Source organism: Algoriphagus algorifonticola, from assembly GCF_007655305.1.
In the GTDB taxonomy this organism is placed as follows: Bacteria; Bacteroidota; Bacteroidia; order Cytophagales; family Cyclobacteriaceae; genus Algoriphagus; species Algoriphagus algorifonticola.
On sequence record NZ_VLOG01000048.1, the window covers coordinates 12548 to 37982 of the forward strand.

General features: G+C 40.0%; 20 protein-coding genes. 2 read left to right on the plus strand and 18 right to left on the minus strand.

Annotated elements, in window-relative coordinates:
* Nucleotides 1-10: 10 nt before the first annotated feature.
* From FL972_RS12440 to FL972_RS12500, 13 genes are all read right to left on the minus strand, one after another.
* Entirely contained in the window at nucleotides 11-973 is a 963-nt protein-coding gene (locus FL972_RS12440; protein WP_144605786.1) for a 2-hydroxyacid dehydrogenase, read from the minus strand.
* On the minus strand, nucleotides 970-1461 hold the full coding sequence (locus FL972_RS12445) for a VOC family protein (RefSeq protein WP_144605787.1): 492 nt from the start codon (nucleotides 1459-1461) through the stop codon (nucleotides 970-972). The genes FL972_RS12440 and FL972_RS12445 overlap by 4 nt, the downstream gene beginning before the upstream one ends.
* Before the next feature lie 5 nt (nucleotides 1462-1466).
* Nucleotides 1467-2630, minus strand: a complete 1164-nt coding sequence (locus tag FL972_RS12450; protein ID WP_144605788.1) for a mandelate racemase/muconate lactonizing enzyme family protein — start codon at nucleotides 2628-2630, stop codon at nucleotides 1467-1469.
* Nucleotides 2627-3514 carry a sugar phosphate isomerase/epimerase family protein gene (locus FL972_RS12455; protein WP_144605789.1) on the minus strand — a complete coding sequence of 296 codons (888 nt, stop codon included), beginning with the start codon at nucleotides 3512-3514 and terminating at the stop codon, nucleotides 2627-2629. The genes FL972_RS12450 and FL972_RS12455 overlap by 4 nt, the downstream gene beginning before the upstream one ends.
* 121 nt (nucleotides 3515-3635) lie before the next feature.
* Nucleotides 3636-4538, minus strand: a complete 903-nt coding sequence (locus FL972_RS12460) for an NAD-dependent epimerase/dehydratase family protein (protein WP_144605790.1) — start codon at nucleotides 4536-4538, stop codon at nucleotides 3636-3638.
* Between the two features lie 22 nt (nucleotides 4539-4560).
* Nucleotides 4561-5604 carry a serine hydrolase domain-containing protein gene (locus FL972_RS12465; protein ID WP_144605791.1) on the minus strand — a complete coding sequence of 348 codons (1044 nt, stop codon included), beginning with the start codon at nucleotides 5602-5604 and terminating at the stop codon, nucleotides 4561-4563.
* A gap of 76 nt (nucleotides 5605-5680) precedes the next feature.
* Nucleotides 5681-6808, minus strand: a complete 1128-nt coding sequence (locus FL972_RS12470; RefSeq protein WP_144605792.1) for a DUF4221 family protein — start codon at nucleotides 6806-6808, stop codon at nucleotides 5681-5683.
* Nucleotides 6809-6903: 95 nt separating this feature from the next.
* Nucleotides 6904-7230, minus strand: coding sequence for a hypothetical protein (locus FL972_RS12475; protein WP_144605793.1), 327 nt, complete (start codon nucleotides 7228-7230; stop codon nucleotides 6904-6906).
* A 75-nt stretch (nucleotides 7231-7305) separates the two neighbouring features.
* Entirely contained in the window at nucleotides 7306-8577 is a 1272-nt protein-coding gene (locus FL972_RS12480; protein WP_144605794.1) for an NDP-hexose 2,3-dehydratase family protein, read from the minus strand.
* Complete coding sequence (locus tag FL972_RS12485; protein ID WP_144605795.1) at nucleotides 8540-9511, minus strand: glycosyltransferase 61 family protein; 972 nt, start codon at nucleotides 9509-9511, stop codon at nucleotides 8540-8542. The genes FL972_RS12480 and FL972_RS12485 overlap by 38 nt, the downstream gene beginning before the upstream one ends.
* A complete protein-coding gene (locus FL972_RS12490; protein ID WP_144605796.1) occupies nucleotides 9508-12648 on the minus strand; it encodes a glycosyl hydrolase in 3141 nt (1046 codons plus the stop codon). The genes FL972_RS12485 and FL972_RS12490 overlap by 4 nt, the downstream gene beginning before the upstream one ends.
* 252 nt (nucleotides 12649-12900) lie before the next feature.
* Entirely contained in the window at nucleotides 12901-14307 is a 1407-nt protein-coding gene (locus tag FL972_RS12495) for a DUF6600 domain-containing protein (RefSeq protein ID WP_144605797.1), read from the minus strand.
* 362 nt (nucleotides 14308-14669) lie between these two features.
* A complete protein-coding gene (locus tag FL972_RS12500; protein WP_144605798.1) occupies nucleotides 14670-15671 on the minus strand; it encodes a Gfo/Idh/MocA family protein in 1002 nt (333 codons plus the stop codon).
* 1283 nt (nucleotides 15672-16954) lie between these two features.
* Here FL972_RS12500 and FL972_RS12505 point away from each other — a divergent pair.
* Nucleotides 16955-17539, plus strand: a complete 585-nt coding sequence (locus tag FL972_RS12505) for a DUF4136 domain-containing protein (protein WP_144605799.1) — start codon at nucleotides 16955-16957, stop codon at nucleotides 17537-17539.
* A 497-nt stretch (nucleotides 17540-18036) separates the two neighbouring features.
* Here the strand turns inward: FL972_RS12505 and FL972_RS12510 are convergent, their stop codons facing one another.
* The 4 genes from FL972_RS12510 to FL972_RS12525 form a co-directional block, all read right to left on the minus strand.
* Nucleotides 18037-18528, minus strand: coding sequence for a heme-binding domain-containing protein (locus FL972_RS12510; RefSeq protein ID WP_144605800.1), 492 nt, complete (start codon nucleotides 18526-18528; stop codon nucleotides 18037-18039).
* A 46-nt stretch (nucleotides 18529-18574) separates the two neighbouring features.
* Nucleotides 18575-18784 (minus strand): hypothetical protein, encoded by a 210-nt coding sequence (locus FL972_RS12515; protein ID WP_144605801.1) that lies wholly within the window; start codon nucleotides 18782-18784, stop codon nucleotides 18575-18577.
* Between the two features lie 77 nt (nucleotides 18785-18861).
* Nucleotides 18862-20328 carry a Gfo/Idh/MocA family protein gene (locus tag FL972_RS12520; protein ID WP_144605802.1) on the minus strand — a complete coding sequence of 489 codons (1467 nt, stop codon included), beginning with the start codon at nucleotides 20326-20328 and terminating at the stop codon, nucleotides 18862-18864.
* Nucleotides 20329-20443: 115 nt separating this feature from the next.
* A complete protein-coding gene (locus tag FL972_RS12525) occupies nucleotides 20444-21892 on the minus strand; it encodes a PhoPQ-activated pathogenicity-related family protein (RefSeq protein WP_144605803.1) in 1449 nt (482 codons plus the stop codon).
* 105 nt (nucleotides 21893-21997) lie between these two features.
* Between FL972_RS12525 and FL972_RS12530 the strand changes: the two genes are divergently transcribed.
* Complete coding sequence (locus FL972_RS12530) at nucleotides 21998-24133, plus strand: glycoside hydrolase family 97 protein (RefSeq protein ID WP_144605804.1); 2136 nt, start codon at nucleotides 21998-22000, stop codon at nucleotides 24131-24133.
* Nucleotides 24134-24224: 91 nt separating this feature from the next.
* Here the strand turns inward: FL972_RS12530 and FL972_RS12535 are convergent, their stop codons facing one another.
* The gene (locus tag FL972_RS12535; protein ID WP_144605805.1) at nucleotides 24225-25385 is read right to left on the minus strand and encodes a sialidase family protein; all 1161 of its coding nucleotides are present in this window, start codon (nucleotides 25383-25385) and stop codon (nucleotides 24225-24227) included.
* Nucleotides 25386-25435 lie beyond the last annotated feature (50 nt).

Here is a 25435-nt window from a genome sequence, read left to right on the forward strand (position 1 = left end):
AATGCTGCTATCAATTTAGCTCTAATTGAGCTTGATTGAAAATACAGTTTTTGCTAGGCTCCATTCCTTTCAAAATGGATAAAGTATTATTCACCGTCATTACACACATTTGAGTATAGGTCGATTTGGTCAAACTACCCACATGTGCTGTGATTAAAGAATTTGGGTGGGAAATTAAAGGTTCATTTTGGGAAGGGGGCTCTTCAGTTAAGACGTCAGCCGCAAATCCTCCCAATTTCCCGGATTCCAAAGCTTCGTGTAAAGCTTTTTGATCAATGATAGGTCCTCTTGCTGTATTGATAAGCAATGCTCCTTCTTTCATTTTTCCAATAGCTTCTGCATTAATTAGATTGGAAGTTTGAGGAGTGAGTGGCAAGTGTAAACTGAGTACATCTGATTTTTTCAAAACCTCCTCAAATGGCAGCATAGGATAGGGAACATCTTCTTTTTCTGCACTCCAATAACAAACCTGCATTCCCAAAGCATCTGCAATACGGGCTACTTTTTTTCCAATATTGCCCATGCCCAAAATTCCTAAAGTTTTTCCGTTTAGCTCATCTCCGGCATAAGTTCCCCGATCATTCCACCTACCTTCTTTAACCATTGTAAAAGCGCTGTAAAGCTTTCTTTGCAAATTCAACATCAAGGCAATGGTATGCTCTGCAATGGTGTTTGCGTTGCTATTGGGGGCATTGACGACTTTGATTTTTCTTCTGGAAGCTTCTTCTACGTCAATGTTATCCAAACCAACACCACAGCGTGCAATGATTTGAAGCTGGGGTAATTGGTCCATCAATTCAGCCCTTACCTGACCTTTCCCCCGGGTGATAATTGCCGAAATACTTCTATTGCCCATAGCTTCTTGAAGGGAATTTTTATCCAGAGCTAAAACCGTTTCAAATTCCTCTGTATCCAAAAGGATTTCCATAGCCTCTTCTGCCACGGTTTCCAAAAGCAAGATCACTGGTTTCATTTCTTCTTGTGATAAAGCGTAGCATCCTTAGACTTGTATCCTCGGAAATCATTTCTTCCTGATACATAGATTCCTGGCTTGAAGAGTTCGTCTTCAAATATGTTGGGGTCTATTTTAGTCTCAGGGGATGAGGAGAGTTCAATCAAGTTGCCGGATGGGTCACGAACAAACATCTGAATTGGGCCATCCGGAAGCTGTCTGACATTTCCCCAAGGCTTGATATCAATGATGCCCAGTTCTTTCATTCTCCAAAAAATCGTATTAATGTCATCTACCTGAAGACAAATATGTCCACGGAAAGAAAAAACATCTTCCCATTCTGTTAAGTGTAACTGTTGATCCTCATTGATCTTAAAGAAGGCAGTAGGGTAGTCAAATAAGAAAGCAGGGATAGGTTCTAGGCCCAATTCATGCTCGTAAAATTCGCAAGCCTCCTCTAAGTTGCTGACCACTAAGGCTACATGATTGATTTGTATTGCTTTTGCCATGGCTGCTATTGTTTAAATTCTTTTACAAAATCCCAATTTGGAGTCAATCCTAAACCGGGGCTAGTAGGTTTTGGTAGATTTCCATCTTGGTCCACAATGATTTGCTCTTTGACCAAATCATACATCATAGGATTTCCTCCCAGTGAAAACTCAATAACATTGGCTGAAGGAGATGCAAAGGCTACAGACAGTCCAGCCATAAATGAAAAAGCCGAACCCCAGCAATGCGGTGCCAATTCCAGTTGGTAGGTATGTGCGAGCTGTGAAACACGCATCGCTTCAGTGATTCCGCCTATGATAGCACAATCCGGCTGAATGACGTCCAGTGCTTTTTCAGCGATAAGGTCCCGAATATCAAAAGCTGTATATTCACTTTCTCCTGCTGCAATTGGAATGAAAGTAGAAGCCCTCACTTCAGCAGTACCGATTTTATTGTCAGGGCTGATGGGCTCTTCAAACCAATACAAATTGCAATCTTCCACACCTTTACAGAATTGCTTGGCTTCCGGAACACTAAAAGTACCATGTGCATCAGCCATCAATTTGATGTGATCGGGGAGTGCTTCTCTTGCAGCTTTGACGCGTTTGATACTTTCTGCCACGGATTCATCCATGACCCCAACGCGCATTTTTACCCCTGAAAAACCCTTTGAAGTATAGCTGTTCAACTGCTCACCTATCTTTTCTGCATTGGCCCAACCACCACTAGCGTAGGCAGGCATTTTATCTCTGCAACTGCCACCCAGAAGATCTACCACAGGAACACCCAGCATTTTTCCTTTTATATCCCAAAGCGCCGTGTCTATTCCACTCAAAGCAGAAATTGTCAAGCCTCTTCTTCCCAAAATCGGGAATTTTCTACCTCTGGAAAGCGCATAATGATCTCTTGTGCCATTATATACAATCTCCCAAACCCGGGTGATCTCACTGGCATCTTTTCCAATTAAAATGGGTTTGAGCTCATTTTCAATGCAACTTACTATGCTCGCGCAGGATCCTGAGGATCCAACCGCTGCTTTTGCTTCACCAAATCCCTGAAGTCCCGAATCAGTGGTGACTACCACCAAAGTCATATCAAAATTGGTTAGTAATCCATAATCAGAACGATGCTGCTTTTCTGTTGGGATTGGGCAACGAAGCCAAAATGCCTCAATATTTGTGATGATCATTTTAGATAAGGCTTAAGTTTTTCGGCAGATTTTTGAGTAAGCATGGTGTAAAATTCATCGGTAATTGCGGTGCTGCCATGGTCTTGGAGAAACTTCAATTGCTCTTTACTCAAACCTTCTGGAGCTTCGTCAATGGAATTTGGGAAAGGATTGGCAGGAGTTCTATCAAGTGGTGCGCAAAATTCCACTGAGATCACCTCATTGTAGCCAATCTCTGACAAAGTATTCATGATTTTTTCCCAATTCAGTTTTCCCATACCGGGCGCCATTCTATTGTTGTCTGCCACATGAAAATTCACCAACCTTTTGCCAACTTTTCGGATGGTTTCAAAAAGATCAATCTCTTCAATATTCATGTGAAAAGTATCCAAGCAAACCCCGCAATTCGGTCCTACTGCCTCAGCCAAAGCTAATGCCTGTTCTCCACGGTTGATAAAGTAGGTTTCAAAACGATTGATCGGCTCAATTCCTATTTTTAGGCCATTTGCCTCGGTATAAGCGTAAATTTCTTTCACACCTTCCACTGCCCATTGCCATTCTTCTTCTGGTCTTGCGTCAGGTACAATTTTTCCCACAGTAGCTGGAACCAAAGAGATTACCTTGCCTCCCAAGTCTTTGACCATTTTGGCCAAATCCAATACATATTGCACAGATTTCTTACGTTGATTGGGATCTTTGGCAAGCAGGTTTCTATCCTCTAACATGAGGGTTACAGAGCCCCAACACTGAATATTGTATTTTTCCAGTAGTTTCTTGACCTCCTGATTATCATATTGTTCTGGCGCGCCCTGAATCTCCAGATGAGTATAACCTAAAGCAGAAATACGCTTTAGGGTACTTTCCAGGGATTCTGCTCTCATCCAATTGTGAATGGCTAATTGCATACAAAAATTTCATTAATTAGTGATGCTTTAAGTTAATCGAAATTTTTCAAAAAGTATGCGGAGCAACGCCTGCTAAGTCAAGCATTTAACAGGCGGTTGGATGCGGTGCTAAGTGGAGGATTTATTTCCAGTTCAGATAGTTTCTCCAGTTGTGTTGCTCTTTGAAGCCTAAAACTTCCTTGATTTTCTTATTGGAAAATAAAGCCTCGTGTTCTTCCAAATCACGTTTTAAAGGAACTCCGGGGAAGAACCTTTCTGCTAATTCCTTACTCGGAATGACAGCTCCATTATGGTCATTTCCAGCATTAAAAACCTGAAAACCCAAGCCATCTTTCTGTATACATAAGTCCACTATCTGTCCTAAATCCCTTGCGTCTATGTAACAAAATGCATTTCTGCGACGGACTTCAGGGTTCTTCAAATAGTGTGGGAAAAGCTCTTGATATTCATGAGGTTCAATCACATTACCAATTCGCAATGCATAAATATCAAAACCAGATCTTCTCTGAAAAGCTCTTGCGGTTTTTTCATTGACCACTTTGGAAAGGCCGTAGCTATCCATGGGATTGATATCATACTCTTCGTCCAGAGGTAGGTAATCAGGATCTGTTTGACCGTCCGAAAAACAAATTCCGTAGGTGGTTTCAGAAGAGGCAATGATGATTTTTTTGATTCCTAATTTGACTGCTGCCTCGATTACATTGTATGTGCCTACAGTGTTAACTCGAAAAGTTTCATTATCTGGCTTTATTAATATCCTTGGAACCGCAGCAAAATGAACCACTGCTTCAAAGGGAGGAACTCCATTTCCAGGTTCTAATTCATCCAGCCCCGCATAAGAGCTCATGGCATTAAACATTTGTCCGGAATCTGTGATGTCTGCATGAAGATTATCTACTCCAGGTATATTGAGTGGGGTAAGATCCACATTCAAAACCCGATACCCCTGATTGAGAAGGTAAGGGATTACATGTTTTCCGGCCTTTCCGGAACCTCCGGTGAATAGTATTCTTTTTTGGGACATGGTTTTTGAATTTGGTGTAAAATCAATCTTTTTGATTTTGAAGGATTTTAACTATCCTATTATAGATAAGTTCAGTAATTGTCCAAGTATCCCCTCCGCTAGTGTTGACGAATTGAATTACTACTGTGTCTAAATTTGGGTGAAATTTGGCAATGCTGGAATATCCGGGTAAAAGGCCTGTATGCTCATAGGCATATAAAGAAGAATAGATTTGCATTTCCTTCGCTGAAAAAAGACTTCCATCATTTAGTAGCCTTAGAAATTTCCCAACATCCTCGATAGTTGCAACCATGGATCCTCCCGGATTGGTGAAGTCATTCATCTTAATATCTGGTTCATAGCCAACAAAATATCCACTTACTACATCATCGGGATTTACTTCTTTGAGTAGACTAAATGTATGATCTAGGCCATTTGGCTTCAATAATTCTTCTCGAATAAATTGATGATGGCTATATCCCAAGACTTGATCAATAATTTCTCCAATCAATAAATAATTGGTATTTGAGTACCTATATTCCTCATTTGGAGTAAACTCTGAAGGTTTATTATATACAAACTTCAAAGCTTCATCATTTGGAGGAGGGTTCCCCCAAGGATAGTCAGGATGATCACTGAAATTTGGGATGCCACTTCTGTGCTGAACTAACATTCTTAAACTTATTTTGCCGGAATTTTCAATTTTTCCAGCTAATTCAGGAAGGTAATTCTGCAAGGATTTATCTAGGGATAACTTCTCTTGATGCACCAATTTAGTGACGGCAGCTGCTAGGTATAGCTTGCTGATGCTGGCTATTTTAAAGTAATCCTGTGAATGAAATGGTTCTTTTTTATCTCGATTTCTATATCCTGCCGAGTAAATTATTGGCTCTTTGCCAGACTGATCTACGTAAACCATAATTCCATCCAAACCGAAAGTGATAGCATCATCGACTTGGTCTTGGATTGTTTCCGGTAATGGAGATAACCAAAGCCAAAGGATGGTCCATGGAACAAAAAAAATCAAGGAAGCTAATCCTAATAGAGGCATTCCTATCTGAAAAATACGTTTGACAGATTTCTTCATAAGCACTAAGTGCAAGATAGAAATGATAGGGAAAAAGGGAAAATATCAAGTGTATTATGCCTAATGCTTGATTTTTCTACCGATTCACCTCAATCAACTGAAATCTCATAAAATCCTCTGATAACTCAGGGTTTTCAGGATGATCGGTAGATATCCAAATTCCTTCATTGGTTCCGAATATATATTGACCATTATATTGATTTGGCTCTAAAGTGATTTCTCCAATCTTTTTATAATCAGTGTCCAGAAACACCAAGCCCCATTGAGAAGCTAAAAAGGTAGCATCTGCGGTGCTTTCCGGAATGTCTTCGAATTTCGCCACTCGAACAAGCAATTCTTGCTCTGGCAAATAAAATAGATCAGTATAGATATCCACATTGTTGATCATCTTCATGATCTCGTTCATGTCCTCAAACATATTGGGCATGGAAGAGGTGGTTGGCTCCTCCGGAAATTCTGAATGTGCTGCCAAATGGGCTTGAATTTTCCCGTTTTTCACTTGATATAAATTTCGAAAATTCAAATTGATCACTGGCTCCTGATCAGGTCCGAGTGAGAGTAGAGGAAAAATTGCTTTGTTAAGATTGGTTCCTACAAATTCAGCAGGGAAATAACTTACCGGTGTAAATGAATTGCTGAGGCTGTCAAACTTGAGTAAATTTGGCATCGTAGTCAATTCTTCCGGGCTCAAAGAAGTCCATTCAAAAACCATAGGAAAGGCTGCAAAGTAAATTCCATCATTGGCAATGGTGAAGATATTGGAAAAAAGACTGATCCCATCTTTCTCTAATTCCTCTGTATCCATCTGGAATTTTTGAAGAATTTCCCCTTTCCCGTTCATTTTGTATAGGGTATTCGAACCAGCAGTGAGATAAATTTCATCCAGGCTTTTTGCAAAAAATCCTAATACATTCTTTCCAACTCCATTCGGACCTTCTTTTTCAAGCTGAACAGTTTGGATCAGTGATCCATCTTCCTTAGAATAGGTAATGATTTGAAAGGATTTATAATCAAAAAACAAGACGTATCGATCTTCTACCGTTTGAAAGGCATGGTTGAAATGCCCAACTCCCACAGGGAGTTCAAAAGTCTTGATGGTGTCAGTGATAGTTAATTGAATCTTAGATTTAGATTCTGACTTCTCAGCTGAATTACATCCAAAAAGGAGAGATAAAAGTCCAAAGAATAGGATTAGTTTCTTCATAAAATAACTTTAAACTATTAAGATAATAGGATTGATTAAAAAAATTAGTAATGAGCTAACTTTTTATTTTAAAGAGAAGATTTTGGTATTTTGGATTAATTGGTTAAAAATCCCCAGACAGTGACAATGAGCAGAATGATACAAAAGAATAATACTCCAACCAAGGCAGGTTGGTGGTAGCGATGTTTCCAATTATTTCTGAAAGAAGGGATAATAAAAGCCAGTCCGACGAATATCAATCCAAATACAAAAGCACCAATGCAATTTTCAAAAATGCCTATCAGTCCTTGAACTGAAAAGAATCCATGCTCAGCAGATTCTTCTGAATACTTTTCCACGATCATCCAACCCAGGTATTCCACTAGGCTCATTATCAAAATAGTGATAACTCCCATCCAAATAAGGTGATTCTTGTATTTCAAAGGATTTAAATTTTATGGGTAAAATTAAACTCAGTATTTTAATTCTATCTCAGAACCCTTACTATTCCAAGCAGATTAATCCCCAAACGCTTTTGGATGCAATAAATCAAGAGCTACAGAAGCGGCACAGCGCAATTGAAAACTGCAATAATTGGATTGTTTTAAGTAGAACACTAAAGAGTCAACGCTGGTCCAAATGAATTCATCTGTCAAATTGAAGTCATTGATTTCTATCAATTGGTACTCACTGTCATTTTGAAAAAATCTTCCCCCTTCATCACATTGAATTATTTTTCTTTTCAACCTTCCATTGGTTATTGGTTTACTAGAATTTGGATTTTCAGGACTTGATATATAGGTTGGGTATAGTGCAAATTCAGTTGAAATACCCCATTCATGATCTTTTTTGATTAAAAATTCAAGACTCTCACCAATTACTCTGTAGGCTAATTGAATTAAACCTTGGTTCGGTAATTTATATAAAGGTTGAGACCAAGCTTTTACTTCTCTATTTGTTGCTGAAAAATGAAAAAATCCGATCGTCGGAAGTACTGGGTTTAATGAACTTATTCCATTTTTAGTGATACTCCAATTTTTTAATTGATCTACAGGAATCATTTTGTAATTCCCTAACGTGCTATTATTAGGCTGATCAATTTCAATTTTTTTTCTATCCTTTTTATCCTCCATCATTAGGCTGTCCCAGTCAAAAACGGCTAAAAGAGATCTAAGGTCTGCGTTTAAAAAATTTTCTTTTAATAAGACTCCCTTAATTGCTTTTAAAGAAGCCCAAACCATATTTTCTTTGGTTTCAATTAAATCTTCGGAAAGTAGGTAGTGATGAGTTTTACTTTTTTGGAAATATTTGGAACCTAGGTCATGCTGCATGGAGTGGGTAATAAGATTACATCCAGGTACAAAACTTGTGAAATACTCAATGTATGCAGTTGCTTTCCCGCCATGAAGTCTCAGGTAATTTGCAGGTGTACTTTGGATAGTAGGGCCAAATTGAATTACTCCGGTATTTCCAGGTTCTACGCGAGCTTGAAGTAAAACGTATATTTCATTTTGTTGTCTTGAAATTATCAAACCTGTTAATGCACTTTGGGGCTGATATAGCATTAATTTTTGATCATTCAGCCCGGTAGTGTTTTCAACACCTACAACTTGAAAAAAACCTTTAGACGAGTGAGATAATGCTCCTTCGGAAAAATTCCATTGATTTTGGGATTCAAAATCAATTTCCTTCAAATCAAATGCAGATCTTTCTTTCGTCTCATTTAAAAAATCGATTAAGTATTGTTCCGAATCAATAATGGTTATAGGTCTTTGTATTTCTCGTTCCATTTAAAATAGATCTTATTGTTTCAAAGTTTAAAGTTGGTGATTTCTCACCATTGTGAGGAATTTCATAAAATTGGTGACCACAACATCTTGCCAAAAAAGGTTGAGCAGCTTTGTTTATGAGTCCACTACTAGCTTGCATAATTATGGTGGAGTTGCTTGGCATCCAAAACATGTTAAATAAATCTGCTCCTCTAATTGCGATCAAAGTTTTTGAGCGATGATGGACACATATTTGTTTCTTTAAATTATGATCTCCTGAGGCAAAAATCAAAGGATTTTCATTTCTTTTTTCTAATTCAATGAATAGGGAGTCGATACCTTTCAGTTGCCTTCTTTCAGAACCATATCCTTTAAGCCACCTTTTTTCAATAGAGTTTTTCCCTAAAGTAGAGGTGGGAGGATCAGACCTTTTTAAAATCAATGTATAGGCTCCACTAGTTTCTTTCTTCTGTGAATCTGCCCAATCTATTAAGCTATTTCTTATGCTCATGATTTGGGATTCGTAAGCTTTTGGAAAGCTGCCAATAAGCTCTAAATAAACATCCCATCGAGGAATAATAATAGAATCTTTTTTTTCTAGAAATTCATGGAAAATAAATAATGAAGCCTTGGTGCCTCTGAGTTTTATTTCAAGTTTCAAAAGGCGCCTTTTTAGCTTTTCTTTGTAGGACTTCCAGTACTTTTTTGAAAGCTCCAATTTCTTTTCAGATAGTTGCTTTATTTCATAAGGAAATACACTTTCCTTCAAAAATTCTTCAAGAATTTTATCAGTCATAGGGTTACAACTATCGATAATCAGTTTTTTTCCTTTTAGATTATCCGAGTTTTTTTCAAGCCAAACTAAAATTGGCAGAAAGAAGCCTAACATATAATGCCAATAATTACCTAGATCACCACCCTTGGTAGGATCTGCTATAATCTTGATTTCCTTCATTTCACAAACAAAACCCCAACCCCAGCTTCTTTGGCCTTTTGATTAAAATTCTGAACAGCGCTTTGAATCAATCTTTCTCCCTCAGCTTTTAAAGGCTTCCATTGCTCCATCAATCGGGCATAATCTGCCTTGGTTCCTTCATTTACTTTCGGGATACTGCTTTCACCGTGGTTGAGCATAAATAGGAAGTTAGCGGTAAACTTATTCGGGAAGTTCTCCACATCATCATATGCGGTGGATCTTCTCTGGATCATTTCCTCATCCCAGGCTTTTAGCTCTTTGAGAAGTACCTCTCCGGCAGACTTGATTTCTTTATACTCAGCTTTTCCTTCCAATCTTTTCAATAAGGCAGCAAGCTGATCTTGATAGTCTTTAGCGGTGTTTACCATATTATGCATAGTGCTTACCTCAGCTTCCAATTTGCTCATCCACTCATGATAAGCTTGGTAATCAGCCGCAGTAAGTTTATAGGCAGGAATATCCTTTATTTCAGCTTGGGCCTCCGAACTCACACCCATTCCGCTCAAGCGAATGGTATACATGCCCGGAATAGCTTTGTGCCCTCGATAACTTGACTCAATATAAGCTCCCGGGATTCCAGGCATTGTCGGGTAACGCAAATCCCAAACAAATCGATTCAATCCTTTTCTGGTTGAAATGGTGGGTTCCAATGGTGGTCCACCAGCCCAGGTTTTGGCTTCGGGATTTCTTTTGGAGGATATTTTCCGAACCAAATTGCCTTTTGCATCCAGAATTTCCAAGGTCAGCTCAGTAGAGTCTGTCACTGATGCAGGAAGGGAATAGTGAATAACCATTCCATTGGCTGGATTCAAACCTTGGAAAGGGTGTGTTCCTGTAAAATCATCCAGATTTCCTCCGTTCATACTGGAATACCAGTTTCCTAAAAGTGCATTTTCAGGAGTGTAGAGTGTGGGTTGAGCCACTTTTTCTTTCACTTCCCGTACCACATTCAACTCGTCCAAAATCCAGAAGGAACGTCCCGAGGTTGCTACAATCAAATCATCATGAGCCACTTTCAAATCAGTAATTGGGGTGACAGGTAGATTCAACTGAAATGAAGTCCAGTTTGCTCCTCCGTCTATGGAAATGTAAACCCCTTGCTCTGTTCCCGCATAAAGTAGACCTTTCTTTTTGCTGTCTTCTCGAACTACTCGTGTGAATGCTCCATATGGAATTCCTTTGGAAATATTGGTCCAGGTCTTTCCGTAATCTGTGGTTTTATAAATCGCCGGAGTGTAATCATTGAATTTATAGCGGGTAGTGGCAATATAGGCCGTAGCAGGATCATGTGGAGACACTTCAATAGCATTGATCAAAGTCTCCTGCAATCCTTTTGGAGTTACATTGGTCCAAGTTTTTGCACCATCTCTAGTAAGGTGCACCAGTCCATCATCGCTTCCTGTCCAGATTACACCAGCTTCATGTGGGCTTTCCATGACATAGGCAATCGTGCCATAATTTTCAGCTCCCACAGCTTCATTGGTATAGGGTACCCCTGGAGTGCCCTGCTTTTCTTTTTCATTCCTCGTCAAATCGGGAGATACTTCTGTCCAAGTTTGTCCCATATCCTGGGTCTTCAACAAGACCTGAGAAGCATGGTAAAAAGTATTGGGTTCATGCTGAGACCAGATTATAGGTGCGTTCCAATTGAAGCGGTATTTCATGTCTTTGGCATCCATTCCCAAGTATTGGATGGGAGCCGCCATGATATTGGTTGAACCTTGGGTTTCCATATCCAAAACCTCGATCGTTCCCTGATAGCTACCGCCTAATACATAGCGGGGATTATCAGGATCGAATGCTAAAAATGCAGATTCACCTCCTGCAGAATAATTCCAGTTTTCACGGGAAATTCCACCTCTCCCCAAAGCCATACTGGAAATCACAACAGAAGTATTGTCCTGTTGGCCTCCATAAATTCTATAAGGGAATTGATTGTCGGTATTGATCCTGTAAAACTGGGCGGTTGGCATATTATCTTGAGTAGACCAGGTTTTTCCACCATCGAAGGAAATAGAACCTCCTCCATCATCTGCCAAAATCATGTTTTTGGAATTTTTGGGATTGAACCATAAATCATGGTAGTCTCCATGTGCCCCGTCTACTGCCTCAAAGCTTTTACCCCCATCATATGACATGAGCATGGGAGCACTTTGCACCCAAACCGTATTTTCATCATTGGGATCTGCGAAAACTTCAATGTAATACCAAGCGCGTTGGGTTAAGCGATTATCCTTATTGACCAGCTCCCAGCTTTCACCTGCATCATTGGAAACAAACAGTCCCCCCAAGTCTTTATAGGTGTCACTTTCAACCAAAGCATATACTTTATTGGAATTGGCTCTGGAAACTGAAACGGCCATTTTACCTTTTTCCTTTGGCAATCCGTTTTCAATTTTTTTCCAAGTTTTTCCCGCATCCGTAGATTTATACATGCCTGAACCCGGTCCACCTGAAATCACCTGCCAAGGTTTGCGTTGGTGCTCCCACATGGCGGCATAAAGCACCTCCGGAGTATTCATGTCCATGGAAAGTTCCACCGCCCCGGTTTTAGTATCCACAAAAAGTACTTTTTCCCAAGTCTCTCCGCCATTGACAGATTTATAAATCCCTCTCTCAGGGTTTGGTGCATTCAAAGCACCCTGAGCTGCCACATAAACGATGTCTGGATTGCTTGGGTGAATTTGGATTCTGGAGATATGTTCTGTCTTTTCCAGTCCAAGTTTTTTCCAGGTTTTTCCGGCATCCGTAGATTTAAATACTCCATCACCATAGGAAGTCATGACTCCTCTGGGTGCATGTTCGCCCATTCCTACATAGACGATATTTGGGTTGGATTCTGAAACGGCAATGGCTCCAACAGATCCTGTCGAAAAGTATCCGTCAGAAATATTGACCCAATGCTGTCCGGCATCACTGGTTTTCCAGACTCCACCACCCGTGGTTCCGAAATAATAGGTCAATGGATCACCGACTACCCCTGTGGCAGTAACTGAACGGCCACCCCGAAAAGGCCCTATATTTCGGTATTTGATGGGGATGGAAGAATCATAAATGCTTTGTGCAGGGCTTTCAAAAACTAAAAAGATCAATAAAACAAATAGATATTTTTTCATATTGGAATTGGTGGATTCAATCCAAAAGATAGAAAAAATATACCTTTTCTTGTCTGTTGAAATAAAAAACGCGGCTTTTAAAACCGCGCTCTTTACATTTGTATCAGGATACTCTTATCAATCAATTTTGATTCATTCGGCTTGAAAGATGGGCTGAAGTTCAATTAAAGCAAGCATCGGTCACCGGATTTATTATCCAAAGTTAGTGGATAGGTAGACTCTTATTGACCCATCAAATAGTTTCAGTCCTTGTCAATTATTCCTGGAATTTCCTCTAGAGGAGCTTCCTCTTGTACTTCCTGAAGTCGATCTACTGGAGGAAGATCTGGACTCTACTTTTGCCCCTGTACTTTTGGTATTGGAGCTAGGTTTTTGAACCCTTGAACCGGCAGGACTTGAGCTGCTTCTACCTGGAGCGCTTGACCGTGTATTCACTTGCGGAGTACTTCTTCTCGAGGCATCAGGCCTTACTGACTCTTGTCGGCTTGGTGCTGGCTGAGTTCTCACATTGGATTGTCTACTGGGCTGAGTTCTGACATCAGACTGTCTGCTAGGTGCTGAAGGCCTTCTGACATCTGCCTCTCTAGAAGTATTTGGAGAACTACGAACTTCACCTTGTCTCGAAGGAGCAGGGGAGCTGCTTCTTCTATTTTCTTGATAAGGTCTCATCTCGAAGTTTGCATCTCTACCTCTGCTCGGCTCGGCAGTTCTTACCCTGCTGTCATTCGAGCTTCTGGAAGGGCTACTTTCATAGCGGGAGTTTTGTCCACCTCTAGAAGGGTAGGCAGATCTCTCATCTGATCTTATTTCTGAATTTCTTCCACCTACATTTGCCGAACCTGCGCTTCTGGTGCTTCTCACCTGATCAGGACTTGATACTCTGGAGGGTCTTGCGTCCACAGTTCTGTCTCTTGAAGAAGATTGCAAATCAGGTCTGTAGATATCTACTGAATTTCTGGATACAGAAGCTCTTCCTGGACTACTGCTTTGTCTTACCTGATATACTGGAACTGTTCTTCTGATAGTTCTCTCTACCTCTCTTCTGCTAGGTCCTGTGATATAGGTGTTGTTATTATAAATTACCGTGTTATTGATGATCTTGGTTCGGTTGATAATCTTAACCCTATGATTGTATGGTGCATAATATCGGTAAGAATATCTGTCATAGATCCTGTTGCAAGGCAAGAAAACCCAATGATAAGTAGGAATGTTGATCCTCACATTGACAGAAAAAGCCGGACCTAATGGAGCCCAACCATAATAACCACCCCCACTTCTCCAACTTACCCAGGCCGGTCCCCAATCATAACCCGGTATCCAAGCCCAGCTTTGGAAGTAGTCATCGAAGTACCACCTTCCATAGTGAAATGGTGCCCAGCCCCAATCATAATAAGACACCCAGGTATTGCCATATTCAGTCATTACCCAATGGCCGTTGGTTCGGTAAGGATGAAAATCTCCCTGAACAGCAGGCAACCAAATGTATCCATGTCGAGCATCTTTGATCCAGTCTCCATAAGGCTGTAATTCATCATAAAATACCTGAAATGAAACTCCATTCCAATCTTCTGCTTTGGAAGGTTGAGTGAATAAGATCCCTAAGAATACTATTCCAGCGAGTATGGACCGGTGCCAGTAATTTGAGAGTAGCTTTTTCATTTGTTTGTGGTTTAAAGTGGGAAATCTGGATTTTCCGGCTGGTTGGTTTTAATTTATAGATGCATCTTTCTCAGTAAAGGTTGCATTCTCATAGAAACTAAAATCAAGCCAATCTTTCGAGCTTTCATGAAAATCCAGTTGGTTCATTGGTATTATCGTAAAAAATTAATAGAAGGTTCGGTGATAATATTTCATTTTAATGAAAAATACCTAATAAAAATATACACTTATATAAAAAAATTAAGTTATGCTTATTTTTAGGGATAAAAGTTTTTCCAAAGCAAATAAGCTTTCAGTAAAAACTAGCCTGAAAATGGGGGTTTTCTCAGAAATTGAGATTGATAGAAAAAATTGAAATTTTTTTAGATTTTTTTTGAAGTCAACTGATCCATTGCCCAGTTTGCTTTGGAAGCGGTGATTCCTGTGCTTGGACAGCTGCTTTTTCCAAGCAATTCCGAGACAATGCTTTCTATGAGAGGTTGCTGAATATGCTTGGGTAGATCTACTTGATAGTGGTAAGGTTCTTTCCCGTCTTTAAAAACTGTGAACTCTCCTTTACCAAAGGTTTCCACTTTGATTTGACCTTTGCTTCCGTCTATCACGATTTCATCCTTTTCTGCTGACTTGGAACTGGTGAAGCACCAGTTTCCGGTTGCCAAAACTCCGTTTTTAAAGGCAAAAGACCCGACAACAATATCCTCTGCTTCATAGGCTTGCGCTTGGTTGCTACAAAGCCCATTAGCAAAAATGATATCTCCAAAAAAGAAAGCCAGCAGGTCCAATTGATGGGAGGCCAAATCAAAGAAGTAGCCACCTCCTGATATTTCCGGCTGAATTCTCCAGTTGTTTTCCAACTGTGCAATAATTTCAGGCTCAACCACCTGTTTCATATTGATGTGAACAGTCCGTATATCTCCAATATGTCCTTCATTTATTAACTCTTTGATTTTGACAAAATGAGGGAGCGCTCTTCGATAATAGGCAACAAATAAAGGCACCTCATGCTTTTCACATACCTGGATCATTTCCAGACATTCTGCATAATTTCTAGCCATGGGTTTTTCCACATATACCGGTTTTCCAGCCTCTGCAGCCAATTTGGATAGTTCCAGGTGTACATGTGGAGGTGTGGCTATGTAGACTGCATTGACTTTGGGGTCATGAATCAGTTGTTGCGCATCCGTATACCAAGTATCTATTCCATGCCTTTGGGCATAATCCTTTACTTTTTCTTCTGATCTGCGCATGACAGCTACTATCTTGCTATTTGGGATTTTGTCCATGGCAGGAGCTGATTTGACCTCACATACATCCCCAACTCCGATAATACCCCAGCAAACTTCCGAATGATTAAACTTCTTCATGCTTAAAAATAGGGGGAGAAAAGGCTATTTAAAAATCAAAAAGCGTTTGGATTGTTTTTTTTAAAGACCACCTCGGTAATCCACCACGGACAAGTCGTCCGTCAGGTAATACGTGCATCTTTTACTCTAGCTTTTCGGGTCACCATGGAGGTGGAATACGCTTAAGAAGAAGAGCAACTTTTTGAACAGCTCCCGAAAACATGTATACATGATCATGTTATTTGAAAAACGGAGAGTGGGACTAAGCGTAGTCCCCCTCTGGGAGTAGAATCATGGTTAGGACTAGGTGTAGAGTGTCCACCCTGCAAACCGGCCTCTCCCTAAAAAGCTTTACTAAAGCTTTTTGTAACGCTCGATCCTACCTTCATATGAATACAAATTTGTAATTTGCTTATGATAAAAGACGATTAAAATGAACCAATTGCAAATTGGAAAGGATATGAGGGTAGGACAAGGTGTTAAGAAATCTTCCCTTTGGAAGATTTTAACCTTGGGCCAGCATGCAGGGCGGGAAAACTTCACCCAGCCTCAATCGGCACTTCAGAGCTGCTTTGGAGAATCTACGCCTAGGGGGGGGAACTAATGAATAAACTAGCACTTAAACTAGCACTTGCTTTCTTTTGCCTATACGGCTTATTTAATTTTACTGGTATTATATTTTTTTCGGGCTGGTCTAAGCCTACTACTTTGGATTCTATTGTAAAGGCTTTTTACAAATTTCCTGTTGATTGGGTGCATTTAATTGTAGAAATCTCCGGATGGTTCCTATTATTGAATATACTATTTTGGTCGGTCGTTTTTTATCTTCTTGTGTTCCTCATTATCAAGATAAGTCTACGTTTTAGATAAGGAAAAATGACAAGAATTTATTTAAAGCCTTGCAGGCATGCAGGGCTTTTTTACTTGGTGGTGTACGCTTTTCTGTATTATCATCCTTGCTGTGAGTAAAAAAAATTGATTAGGACTAGTCGTGATTTGCAAGTACCTTTATATAAATATAAAATTGGAATTTGTTTAGGCTATAGAACCCAATGAAGTAAGACCTGTCAGAATTGGTGGAATATACATTGGATTTGTAAACTTTTCCAGTGCTTAATTTATCTGTAGTGGAGCTAAGGAGAGAGCATATAAAAATAATTATCCAACATAGCCTCTTTCTATCAAATATATATAATGTTTTAATCTATATATGTTCGTAACATTTATTATATATTAACGTTATATATAGTGTAAGTCATTTAAAGATTTATAATAATTTGTTTCATCTTAAATTTTAACCAATCATGAAGTTATTTAATTTTAAAAATATATTTAGTTTAATATTTGCTAATTTTCTCCTTGTTGGCTTTGCGTTGAGCCAGACAGTCTATACCGATAAAAGAGAAGGTGCTGATTTGTCTGAATATCAAACCTACAATTGGGTTTTTGAAAAAGATATGATCCCAAACGATCAAATGCTAGTGAGTGATGATATGGTGTTGGTCTATAACAATTTGACAGCCAGAAGTCATTTGAAAGAAGCTATCGAGACTCAAATGAAAGCTAGAGGATTTATCTTGGATGAGAAAGATCCTGATATGTTAGTCAACTTTCAGATTTTGGAAGAAGACACAGAATTGAGAACCTACACTATGACAAATGGTCAAGATTATTTAGGATTTGGTCCAAGGTCAGTGTCCACTAAAATGGTACCTGTGAAAGAAGGGACTGTAATAGTTAACTTTATGGATGCTACTACAGGTAATCAATTATGGCAAGGATTTGCCTCAGGTGCCTTCAATGAAACTGACATGAAGAATATGTCAATTTTAGATAGAAAGTTGATTTCTATATTTAATGATTTCAACTTTGACCTATTTGGAGAATAAAATAATTAGTTAAATAATAAGGGAGACTGGTTTCAGTCTCTCTTTTTTTATGTCTAATCAAGTCGAATTAAAGGTAAAAACTTACGACGTGAATTTCGCCTATTTGTCTTCTGTCAGGTAGACACTTATAAATAAGAGATTAAATGAAATTTTGAAAATTCATTGATTTCGGGGTTCATTTATCCGTTATTAAGAATTAGTGTAAGCTATAATGACCATATTCAGGTCCGACCAAGAATTTCTCTTTTATTCTTCGTTCTTTTGGCTTGAACCAAAAGAACCAAAAGTTCAAGACGCAGCAAAGCTCCAGCCGCACAAGGCCGGACGCTGGCCCCCTGCTGCGTCAGGCCACCGCGCCCTCACTAAATAGATTTTTCACTTAAAAAATGATTAGACAAAAGTTTATTTTTGGATAGTTCTGTCATTTCCATTTTTTGTAAATTCGCAAAATATTTAAGACTCAAGGTGACATTAGGCTAATTTATTAGCCAGTTTTTTTAGTTTCTTTTTCGAACCAAACTGTCAGCAGGGTAGGTAGCTTGCAGGTAGGCTAGTTGCTCTTTGGCCCAGTTTATTAAAATTTCCCTCTCCTCATCTGATAAATTTGCCTCGGGGTGTAATCCGAAATTAGTATAGGAATCTAAAGGCATTTCCTTTTCTTCCATTACTTCAACTACTTCCTCCAATTTATGATATTGAATTGCCAATGGGCGATTGGTAAATTCAGAAAAATTCAGGTGTCGCTTGCCATCAGTAACATGACTATTCAACCAATAGCCCACAGGTTCGATCTGACTATACCAAGGATAAATGGTTTGATTGGTATGGCAATCATTACAGGCATTTTTAAAGATGGTCTGCACATTGTCTGGTATATTATAGCTTTTTGAAATATCAAACTCGTAATTGGCAGACTCATTCTTTTCATAAGGAATGAATTGAACAGCAATGAGTATAATCAAAATTGCTATGCTGATTTTCTTAATCATATTGTTGGGTGTTTTAATTTTTCAGAAATATAAGACTATGAAGCGTTCATTTCGAAGATTTTGGATGAAATCTCAATCCGTCAATTACTAAACATAGCCCTGCTTGAAATACAATCAGAGCAGCGGCCCCATACCAAAACCATTCATTTCCGGAAAGCTTTTGCAATCCTGCATCAATAGCCATTGAGAGACCAGTTCCCGTGAGAAGCAGACCCAATACAGATTGGATTAACCAGCGAGTGTATAAATTTTTCATGAAGCTAATTTTATCATTTATCATAATGAAAAAAGCCCTTTCGACAGCATTCGAAAGGGCTTAAGTAGACTTGAAATCTAAACTTCAAATCCTTTTCTATACTGTCTACCAACAAATTGATTGGCTTCCTCCAGATTGGTAATTCGCATATTTTCGCCGTCCCAGAGTAGTTTTTTTCTGGCAAAAAACTCCATTCTACCCTGACTGTTTTCCTTGCGAAGCATATAGCTTCGGATGGCCAAATTACCCATCAATACTGTTTCTGTCATAGGACCTGCATAGTCAAAGGATGAAGTCAAGCCTTGGTGTTCTTTGCTGCCAAACCCAGCTTTACATGCTTCGACCCATAGTCTCTGATGGCCATATTCTCTTTCAAAACCTTCTTCAGACTGTGGTCCCATTTCTGTGGTTCCGTCATTGAGGTAGAGTTTAGGCATCAATGGGGATGAATCATTGATATTGGTGGAAATGATTCCTTTTTCACCAATAATTAATACTCCATTGGCAGAGTTTGCTCCTCCAATATCCTCATTGGCAGGGATGATGTCAGGATGAGAAGGGCGGATACCTCCGTCGCTCCAGGTCATTTCAATTTTTGACTTACTTTTTGGCGTAGCGTCAAAATGTAAGGTGATGAAAGAGGACGCAGGGCATCCCTCAGGATGGTAATCCGGAGTCCACATTTGGCTGAATACAGAGCCTACACTACATTCTGCATCAGTCGGGTATTTCAATCCTAAAGTTCTGAACGGAATATCAATCAAATGACATCCTACATCGCCCAATGCACCTGTTCCGTAATCCCACCAACCTCTCCAATTGAATGGATGAAGGTTAGGAGTAAAAGGAATCTCAGGTGCCGGTCCTAACCATAAATCCCAGTTTAGTGCATCCGGTTTGGCTCCGGGCTCTGCTTTGGGGAAAGCTCCGCCTTGTGGCCAAACAGGTCTGTTGGTCCAAACCTGAACTTTGGAAATAGCACCGATTTTATCTTCATCTATCCATTGCTGCACCAGCTTCAATAGGGGGTTGGAACCACCTTGATTTCCCATTTGAGTAACTACCTTCTGGCTTCTTGCCATTTCTGTCAGCATTCTAGCCTCACGGATATTATGGGTCATGGGCTTCTGCACGTACACATGCTTATTTCTCTCCATCGCATATTTGGCTGCAGGCCCATGCACATGATCTGGGGTAGAAATGGTCACAGCATCTATTTCAGGCATCTTATCCAACATTTCCCGATAGTCGGCAAAAAGCTTGGCTTTGGGGAAATTGTCAACTGAACGTTTGGCTGAACCTGCAAAATCAACGTCACAAAGAGCGATGACTCTTTCTCTTCCTCCTACTGAAGCAAGTTCTATATCACTGGCACCTTTTCCTCCGGCACCTATTGCTGCCAATACCAGTTGATCAGAAGGAGCTGTAAATCCAACTCCTCCCAGTACATTTCTAGGTACTATAAAAAAAGAAGAGGCAATGGCTGCATTTTTAATAAACTCTCTCCGGGACTGTCCAGAACCGGTTTTTTTAGGGTCTTTCATGGGTTGGTTAATTGAGGTTTAATAGTTTAAAATTGATTGGAGAATCTGAATTTAAGGCTTCTTGAATATTATTGGCAAAGTTTATTGTTTATCGGTCAAATTTTGGGTTGGGATTTTATTCCGCTGCGGTAGCCTTCCTTTTGGGAGTAAAAGCCTCAAATGGATAAGCTCTTGGTAAAACTTCTACTCCGGAAGACACTTTGAGCGGACTCTTACCTGTATAAGTTAGCTCTACGAAATACGCTCTAAACCCTTCATTCGGCTCCTTCATCATAACTTCCAATTTTCCTGAAGCAGGCATGCTGATTTCTTCGGCTACCCAATTAGGCCCGAATTCATCTATTCTAAAATCTCTGGAAAGGGGATTGAATGCTGACCAAAGTTTTACCGAAGTTGGTAAATAGGTACTGTCAGTTTGAATGAGGATCTTATCCTCCTGAACCTCCCAGCTATAAGTGGGTCTAGGTGTTAGGTTCAAAATTGAGGCATAGAAAGAAATCAAATTTGGCAGGGCATCAGATTCGGATAAGTCATGGCCGAAATTGGGAACATATTGAACGTGCTTTTCCCCTTTCAAGTCACTCCAATAAAACTCCCAACTGTCAGGCTGAAAAAACTGATCCCCCGCGGCGTTGATTAATAACTTTGGAATGTTCAGCTCATCGATGAAGGAATAAGGCTCAGTTAACTCTAAAAGTCTTCCAAATTCCTGAGTACCCATCCAGTCCATGATTCCTTCCCGCACATAATCATTGACAGCAGGTGCCCAATAGCCATAATTTCTCCAGTGATGTGCAAAGGAGGGCTCCAAGTTTAATAGATCTATCACAACTGGTGCTATGGCAATTACTCTTGAATCCGTGGCAGCCGTTGTCCAGGTGGTCCATCCTCTTTTAGATGCTCCAGCTACAAAATAGTTGTTGATTTCCTGTTGATAGGTATTTTTTGCCACTTCAGATACAGCATCCATAGCCAATTTTACTGCTTTTGTCATGGGAAATCTGGCCAGCCAAATGGCATCTTCATCTTTGGCTCCACCTTCCAAAAATTTCCTCCAACCGTAAGCAATAATTGCATCTTCATATCGCTCTCCAAATGAATCATTCGCGAAGGTCAGCGGCTGAAAGGGGATGTTGTGAATTTGCGCTGTGATGGAGTTTGTTTGTTTTGCCGCTTCCAAGATAAGCGGTGGAGCCTTGGTGGGAAGTGGAGTATCTCTTGCCCCGCCACCTATCCACATCATGCCGGTTTGATGTTCTACCTTTTTTGGAACAACAATAGACACCCAATGCCACCATTCAGTTTCATCGACTAGACTATCGGCCAACCAATGCTGGGAGTACATTTTTAAGACATGGTAATCATGGTCTGATTCAGAGCTGCTATGGACGATTTCGTATCTAAAAGTTGGATCAGGAGCTTGAACATAATCCCGAAGTAAATTTCCTGAGGATATCGGACTTGATTTCTCCTCTTCCTTGGGGCTTTGACAGGAAGTTAAAATCAGGCTTGTCAAGAAAAGTAGGGAGAAAAAGCCTGATACTCGTAAAGTGCAGATTTTCATAGATGTAGGCTAAAGGGTTTTGTTTCAAAATCTAATAATTTAATGGCATTGCTACAATGGCAAGAGGATAAATCCTTTCTTTGTATGCTTAAATTTTATGTTGTTATGCTTAAAAAATCAACCTTCCTGCTACTTGCAGGATTCTTTATTTCGCTTTTTGTTGAGGCACAGGTACTCAGGTCTCCCGACGGGAATTTCCAAATGGAATTTTCTCTTTCCGATAAGGGAGAACCTAGCTATCAGCTGAATTTCAAAAATAAGCCGGTGGTTCTTTCCAGTCTTTTGGGCTTTGATTTGAAAAATGATGAGATCGACTTGTTGGAGGGATTTCAGGTCAAAAACTCAGAGACCTCATCCAAAGATGAAATTTGGAATCCGGTTTGGGGAGAAGAAAGCCAAATCAGAAATCATTACAATGAATTTTTGGTAGAGTTAGAGCAGGCAGAAACAGGCAGAATTATCAAAATCAGATTTAGACTTTTTGATACTGGACTGGGCTTTCGCTATGAGTTTCCTGTTCAGGAAAACCTGGGACACTTTGTTGTTCAGGAGGAAAGAACACAGTTTGCTATGGCTGGAGATCATACGGCTTTTTGGATTCCGGGAGATTATGATACCCAGGAATACGATTACATGGAGTCCAAGTTGACGGAAATTCGATCCTTAATGGAAGAAGCCATTACTCCAAATGCTTCCCAAACTCCATTTTCAGATACTGGAGTACAGACAGCCTTGATGATGAAGTCAGCGGATGGTTTATATATCAATATCCATGAGGCAGCTTTGATAGATTACCCTGCTATGCACTTGGATCTAAACGATCAAGACTTGGTTTTTGAAAGCCACTTGACGCCCGACTCTCAAGGCAATAAAGGTTTTTTGGTCACTCCTTCACAAAGCCCTTGGCGAACAGTAATTGTGGGTGAAAATGCTGCAAAAATTCTGGAATCCCGCATCACTTATAATTTAAATGAGCCTTCAAAAATCGAAAATACCTCCTGGATTAAGCCTATGAAATATGTGGGAGTTTGGTGGGAAATGATTACGGGGCAAAGTAGCTGGGCATACACCGATGAGTTAAAAGCGGTCAAATTGGGTATAACTGATTACTCTCAAGTAAAACCCAATGGCAAACATGGTGCTACCACTGAAAATGTTAAAAAGTACATTGATTTTGCAGCCAAGCATGGTTTTGATGGAGTACTTGTGGAAGGCTGGAATGTAGGATGGGAAGATTGGTTTGGCAATTCCAAGGACTATGTGTTTGATTTTGTGACTCCCTATCCAGACTTTGATATAGATGGTGTGAGGGATTATGCAAAAGCGAAAGGTGTGCAGATGATTATGCACCATGAAACCTCTTCTTCAGTCAGAAATTATGAGCGACACATGGATGAAGCCTATCAGTTGATGAAAGACTATGGATATCCAGCGGTGAAGAGTGGCTATGTGGGAGATATCATTCCAAGAGGAGAATATCATTATTCCCAATGGCTAGTCAATCATTACCAATATGCCATAGAAAAAGCTGCGGAATATCAAATCATGGTCAATGCTCACGAGGCGGTTAGACCGACTGGGGTTGCAAGGACATGGCCTAACTTGATTGCCAACGAATCAGCCAGGGGAACAGAATATCAGGCATTTGGCGGAAGCAAGGCAAATCACGTGACCATTTTACCATTTACAAGACAAATTGGAGGGCCGATGGATTATACGCCGGGAATTTTTGAAATGGATGTTTTCAATGGATCCCATGTCAACAGTACTTTGGCTAACCAACTAGCCTTGTATGTGACCATGTATTCACCGCTTCAGATGGCAGCAGATTATCCAGAAAATTATGACCGTTTCCCTCATGCATTTCAGTTTATCAAAGACGTGGCTATAGACTGGGAGAAAAGTTTGTACTTGGAGGCAGAACCTGGCTATTACCTGACTATTGCGAGGAAAGCGAAGGATTCCGGCGAGTGGTTTGTCGGTAATGTCAATGGAATGGACGAAAGAGTAGGGCAGGTAAGTTTCAACTTTCTGGACCCATCCAAATCCTATATAGCGGTAATTTATTCGGATAAATCAGGTGCCCATTTCAAAAGCAATCCACAGGCTTATGAAATTAAAAAATTTGCAGTGGATGCTAAATCAATACTTAAACAATTTTCCGCTCCGGGTGGAGGATATGCCGTTCACATCAAGGAAGCTTCCAAAGAGGAGTTGAAAGGGTTGAAAAAATTAAAATAATAAAAGCTAAGCAAGTCAAAGGCTGGAATGGTTAAACTTCCAGCCTTTTTGCTAGGTATAATCAAGATAAACAGTATTCACTTTTTGAGCCTTATTTCCAAGGCAATACCTTGAAAACTATTTCCTGATACTGATTTCTCTCATAGAGTATGCCCAGCTTGTTTTGATCGAGTTTCACCAGATCAGAATAAGCTGTCCAAGGTAAAAGGGCTGAGTCTCCAGTGTAATCGACGGGAATCATATGGTCCCATGTTTGGCCTTCGTCATAACTGATTTTGATAGTCAGATAATTGCGTTCTTCCGTATCTGCGGCATTTGAATGTGCCAAAATGGTTTTGCCTTCTATTTCACCAATAGACAAAATAGATGCCTGACAAACGGGGTCTGGTAACTGATCTTCAAAATGAACATTTTCCCAAGTTTGGCCTCCGTCTGAGGAGTAGGCCAAAATCCTCTGCGGGATATCACCACGTTGATTTCTGATGCTCATCATCATGCGTCCATTACTTATTTCGGCAGCGATGGATTCATTTGAACCGGGAATATCTATGGACTCAGATAATGAAAAACTATTGCCATGATCATCTGTAAAAAAACCATGGGCTTGATATTCTGAAAAATTGTCTTGCGGATCTCCTTTAGAATGATTGGCTGCTACATAGATTCTTCCTTTGTAGGGACCTTCTTGAAACTGAAATGCATGCCCCGGAGTGTTTGCATAATGTCTCCAATCTTCCGGGTTTTGATAGGCAGGATTGAAACTCGGATTATTGGGTTTGTGAACTTGTAGGGTAATATTTTCTGGAGTTTCCCAAGTTCTTCCCAAATCGAAGGATTTCATCATCCAAACTTCCCGCACACCCTTATTCATCCGAATATCATATTCATGGTTATTTCCAGTATTGTAAAAAAGGATGATGACGCCATGGGGGTATTTAGGGTCAAACAGGTCAACGACCGGGGCTGGGTTTCCAGCCTGTAAGCTGTCATAATCCACCAATGTTTGAATAGGAGACCAGGTATGTCCACCATCCAAGCTTCTTTTCATGACCAAATTGATATCCCCAAAGTCATCGGTTCCATTTACTCTACCTTCTGCAAAAGCCAGTAAATCTCCATTTGGCAATGAAATAATGGCAGGAATACGGTAGATGGCATGACCTTCTTGACCTGCCTCGAAAACTGGGGTTTCCTGACAGAAGCCGATTACACTGTAAAAAAGGAATAGTAAAAAGAGGCTGATTTTCTTCACAATCAAGGGTATTTTGGGTTTCTCAAATTTAAGGATGTCCCCAATTTATG

What these genes read in the sequence shown, in the direction of transcription:
- FL972_RS12440 (WP_144605786.1), bottom strand. Translation starts at nt 973, where the DNA reads ATGAAACCAGTGATCTTGCTTTTGGAAACCGTGGCAGAAGAGGCTATG.
- FL972_RS12445 (WP_144605787.1), bottom strand. Translation starts at nt 1,461, where the DNA reads ATGGCAAAAGCAATACAAATCAATCATGTAGCCTTAGTGGTCAGCAAC.
- FL972_RS12450 (WP_144605788.1), bottom strand. Translation starts at nt 2,630, where the DNA reads ATGATCATCACAAATATTGAGGCATTTTGGCTTCGTTGCCCAATCCCA.
- FL972_RS12455 (WP_144605789.1), bottom strand. Translation starts at nt 3,514, where the DNA reads ATGCAATTAGCCATTCACAATTGGATGAGAGCAGAATCCCTGGAAAGT.
- FL972_RS12460 (WP_144605790.1), bottom strand. Translation starts at nt 4,538, where the DNA reads ATGTCCCAAAAAAGAATACTATTCACCGGAGGTTCCGGAAAGGCCGGA.
- FL972_RS12465 (WP_144605791.1), bottom strand. Translation starts at nt 5,604, where the DNA reads ATGAAGAAATCTGTCAAACGTATTTTTCAGATAGGAATGCCTCTATTA.
- FL972_RS12470 (WP_144605792.1), bottom strand. Translation starts at nt 6,808, where the DNA reads ATGAAGAAACTAATCCTATTCTTTGGACTTTTATCTCTCCTTTTTGGA.
- FL972_RS12480 (WP_144605794.1), bottom strand. Translation starts at nt 8,577, where the DNA reads ATGGAACGAGAAATACAAAGACCTATAACCATTATTGATTCGGAACAA.
- FL972_RS12485 (WP_144605795.1), bottom strand. Translation starts at nt 9,511, where the DNA reads ATGAAGGAAATCAAGATTATAGCAGATCCTACCAAGGGTGGTGATCTA.
- FL972_RS12490 (WP_144605796.1), bottom strand. Translation starts at nt 12,648, where the DNA reads ATGAAAAAATATCTATTTGTTTTATTGATCTTTTTAGTTTTTGAAAGC.
- FL972_RS12495 (WP_144605797.1), bottom strand. Translation starts at nt 14,307, where the DNA reads ATGAAAAAGCTACTCTCAAATTACTGGCACCGGTCCATACTCGCTGGA.
- FL972_RS12500 (WP_144605798.1), bottom strand. Translation starts at nt 15,671, where the DNA reads ATGAAGAAGTTTAATCATTCGGAAGTTTGCTGGGGTATTATCGGAGTT.
- FL972_RS12505 (WP_144605799.1), top strand. Translation starts at nt 16,955, where the DNA reads ATGAAGTTATTTAATTTTAAAAATATATTTAGTTTAATATTTGCTAAT.
- FL972_RS12510 (WP_144605800.1), bottom strand. Translation starts at nt 18,528, where the DNA reads ATGATTAAGAAAATCAGCATAGCAATTTTGATTATACTCATTGCTGTT.
- FL972_RS12515 (WP_144605801.1), bottom strand. Translation starts at nt 18,784, where the DNA reads ATGAAAAATTTATACACTCGCTGGTTAATCCAATCTGTATTGGGTCTG.
- FL972_RS12520 (WP_144605802.1), bottom strand. Translation starts at nt 20,328, where the DNA reads ATGAAAGACCCTAAAAAAACCGGTTCTGGACAGTCCCGGAGAGAGTTT.
- FL972_RS12525 (WP_144605803.1), bottom strand. Translation starts at nt 21,892, where the DNA reads ATGAAAATCTGCACTTTACGAGTATCAGGCTTTTTCTCCCTACTTTTC.
- FL972_RS12530 (WP_144605804.1), top strand. Translation starts at nt 21,998, where the DNA reads ATGCTTAAAAAATCAACCTTCCTGCTACTTGCAGGATTCTTTATTTCG.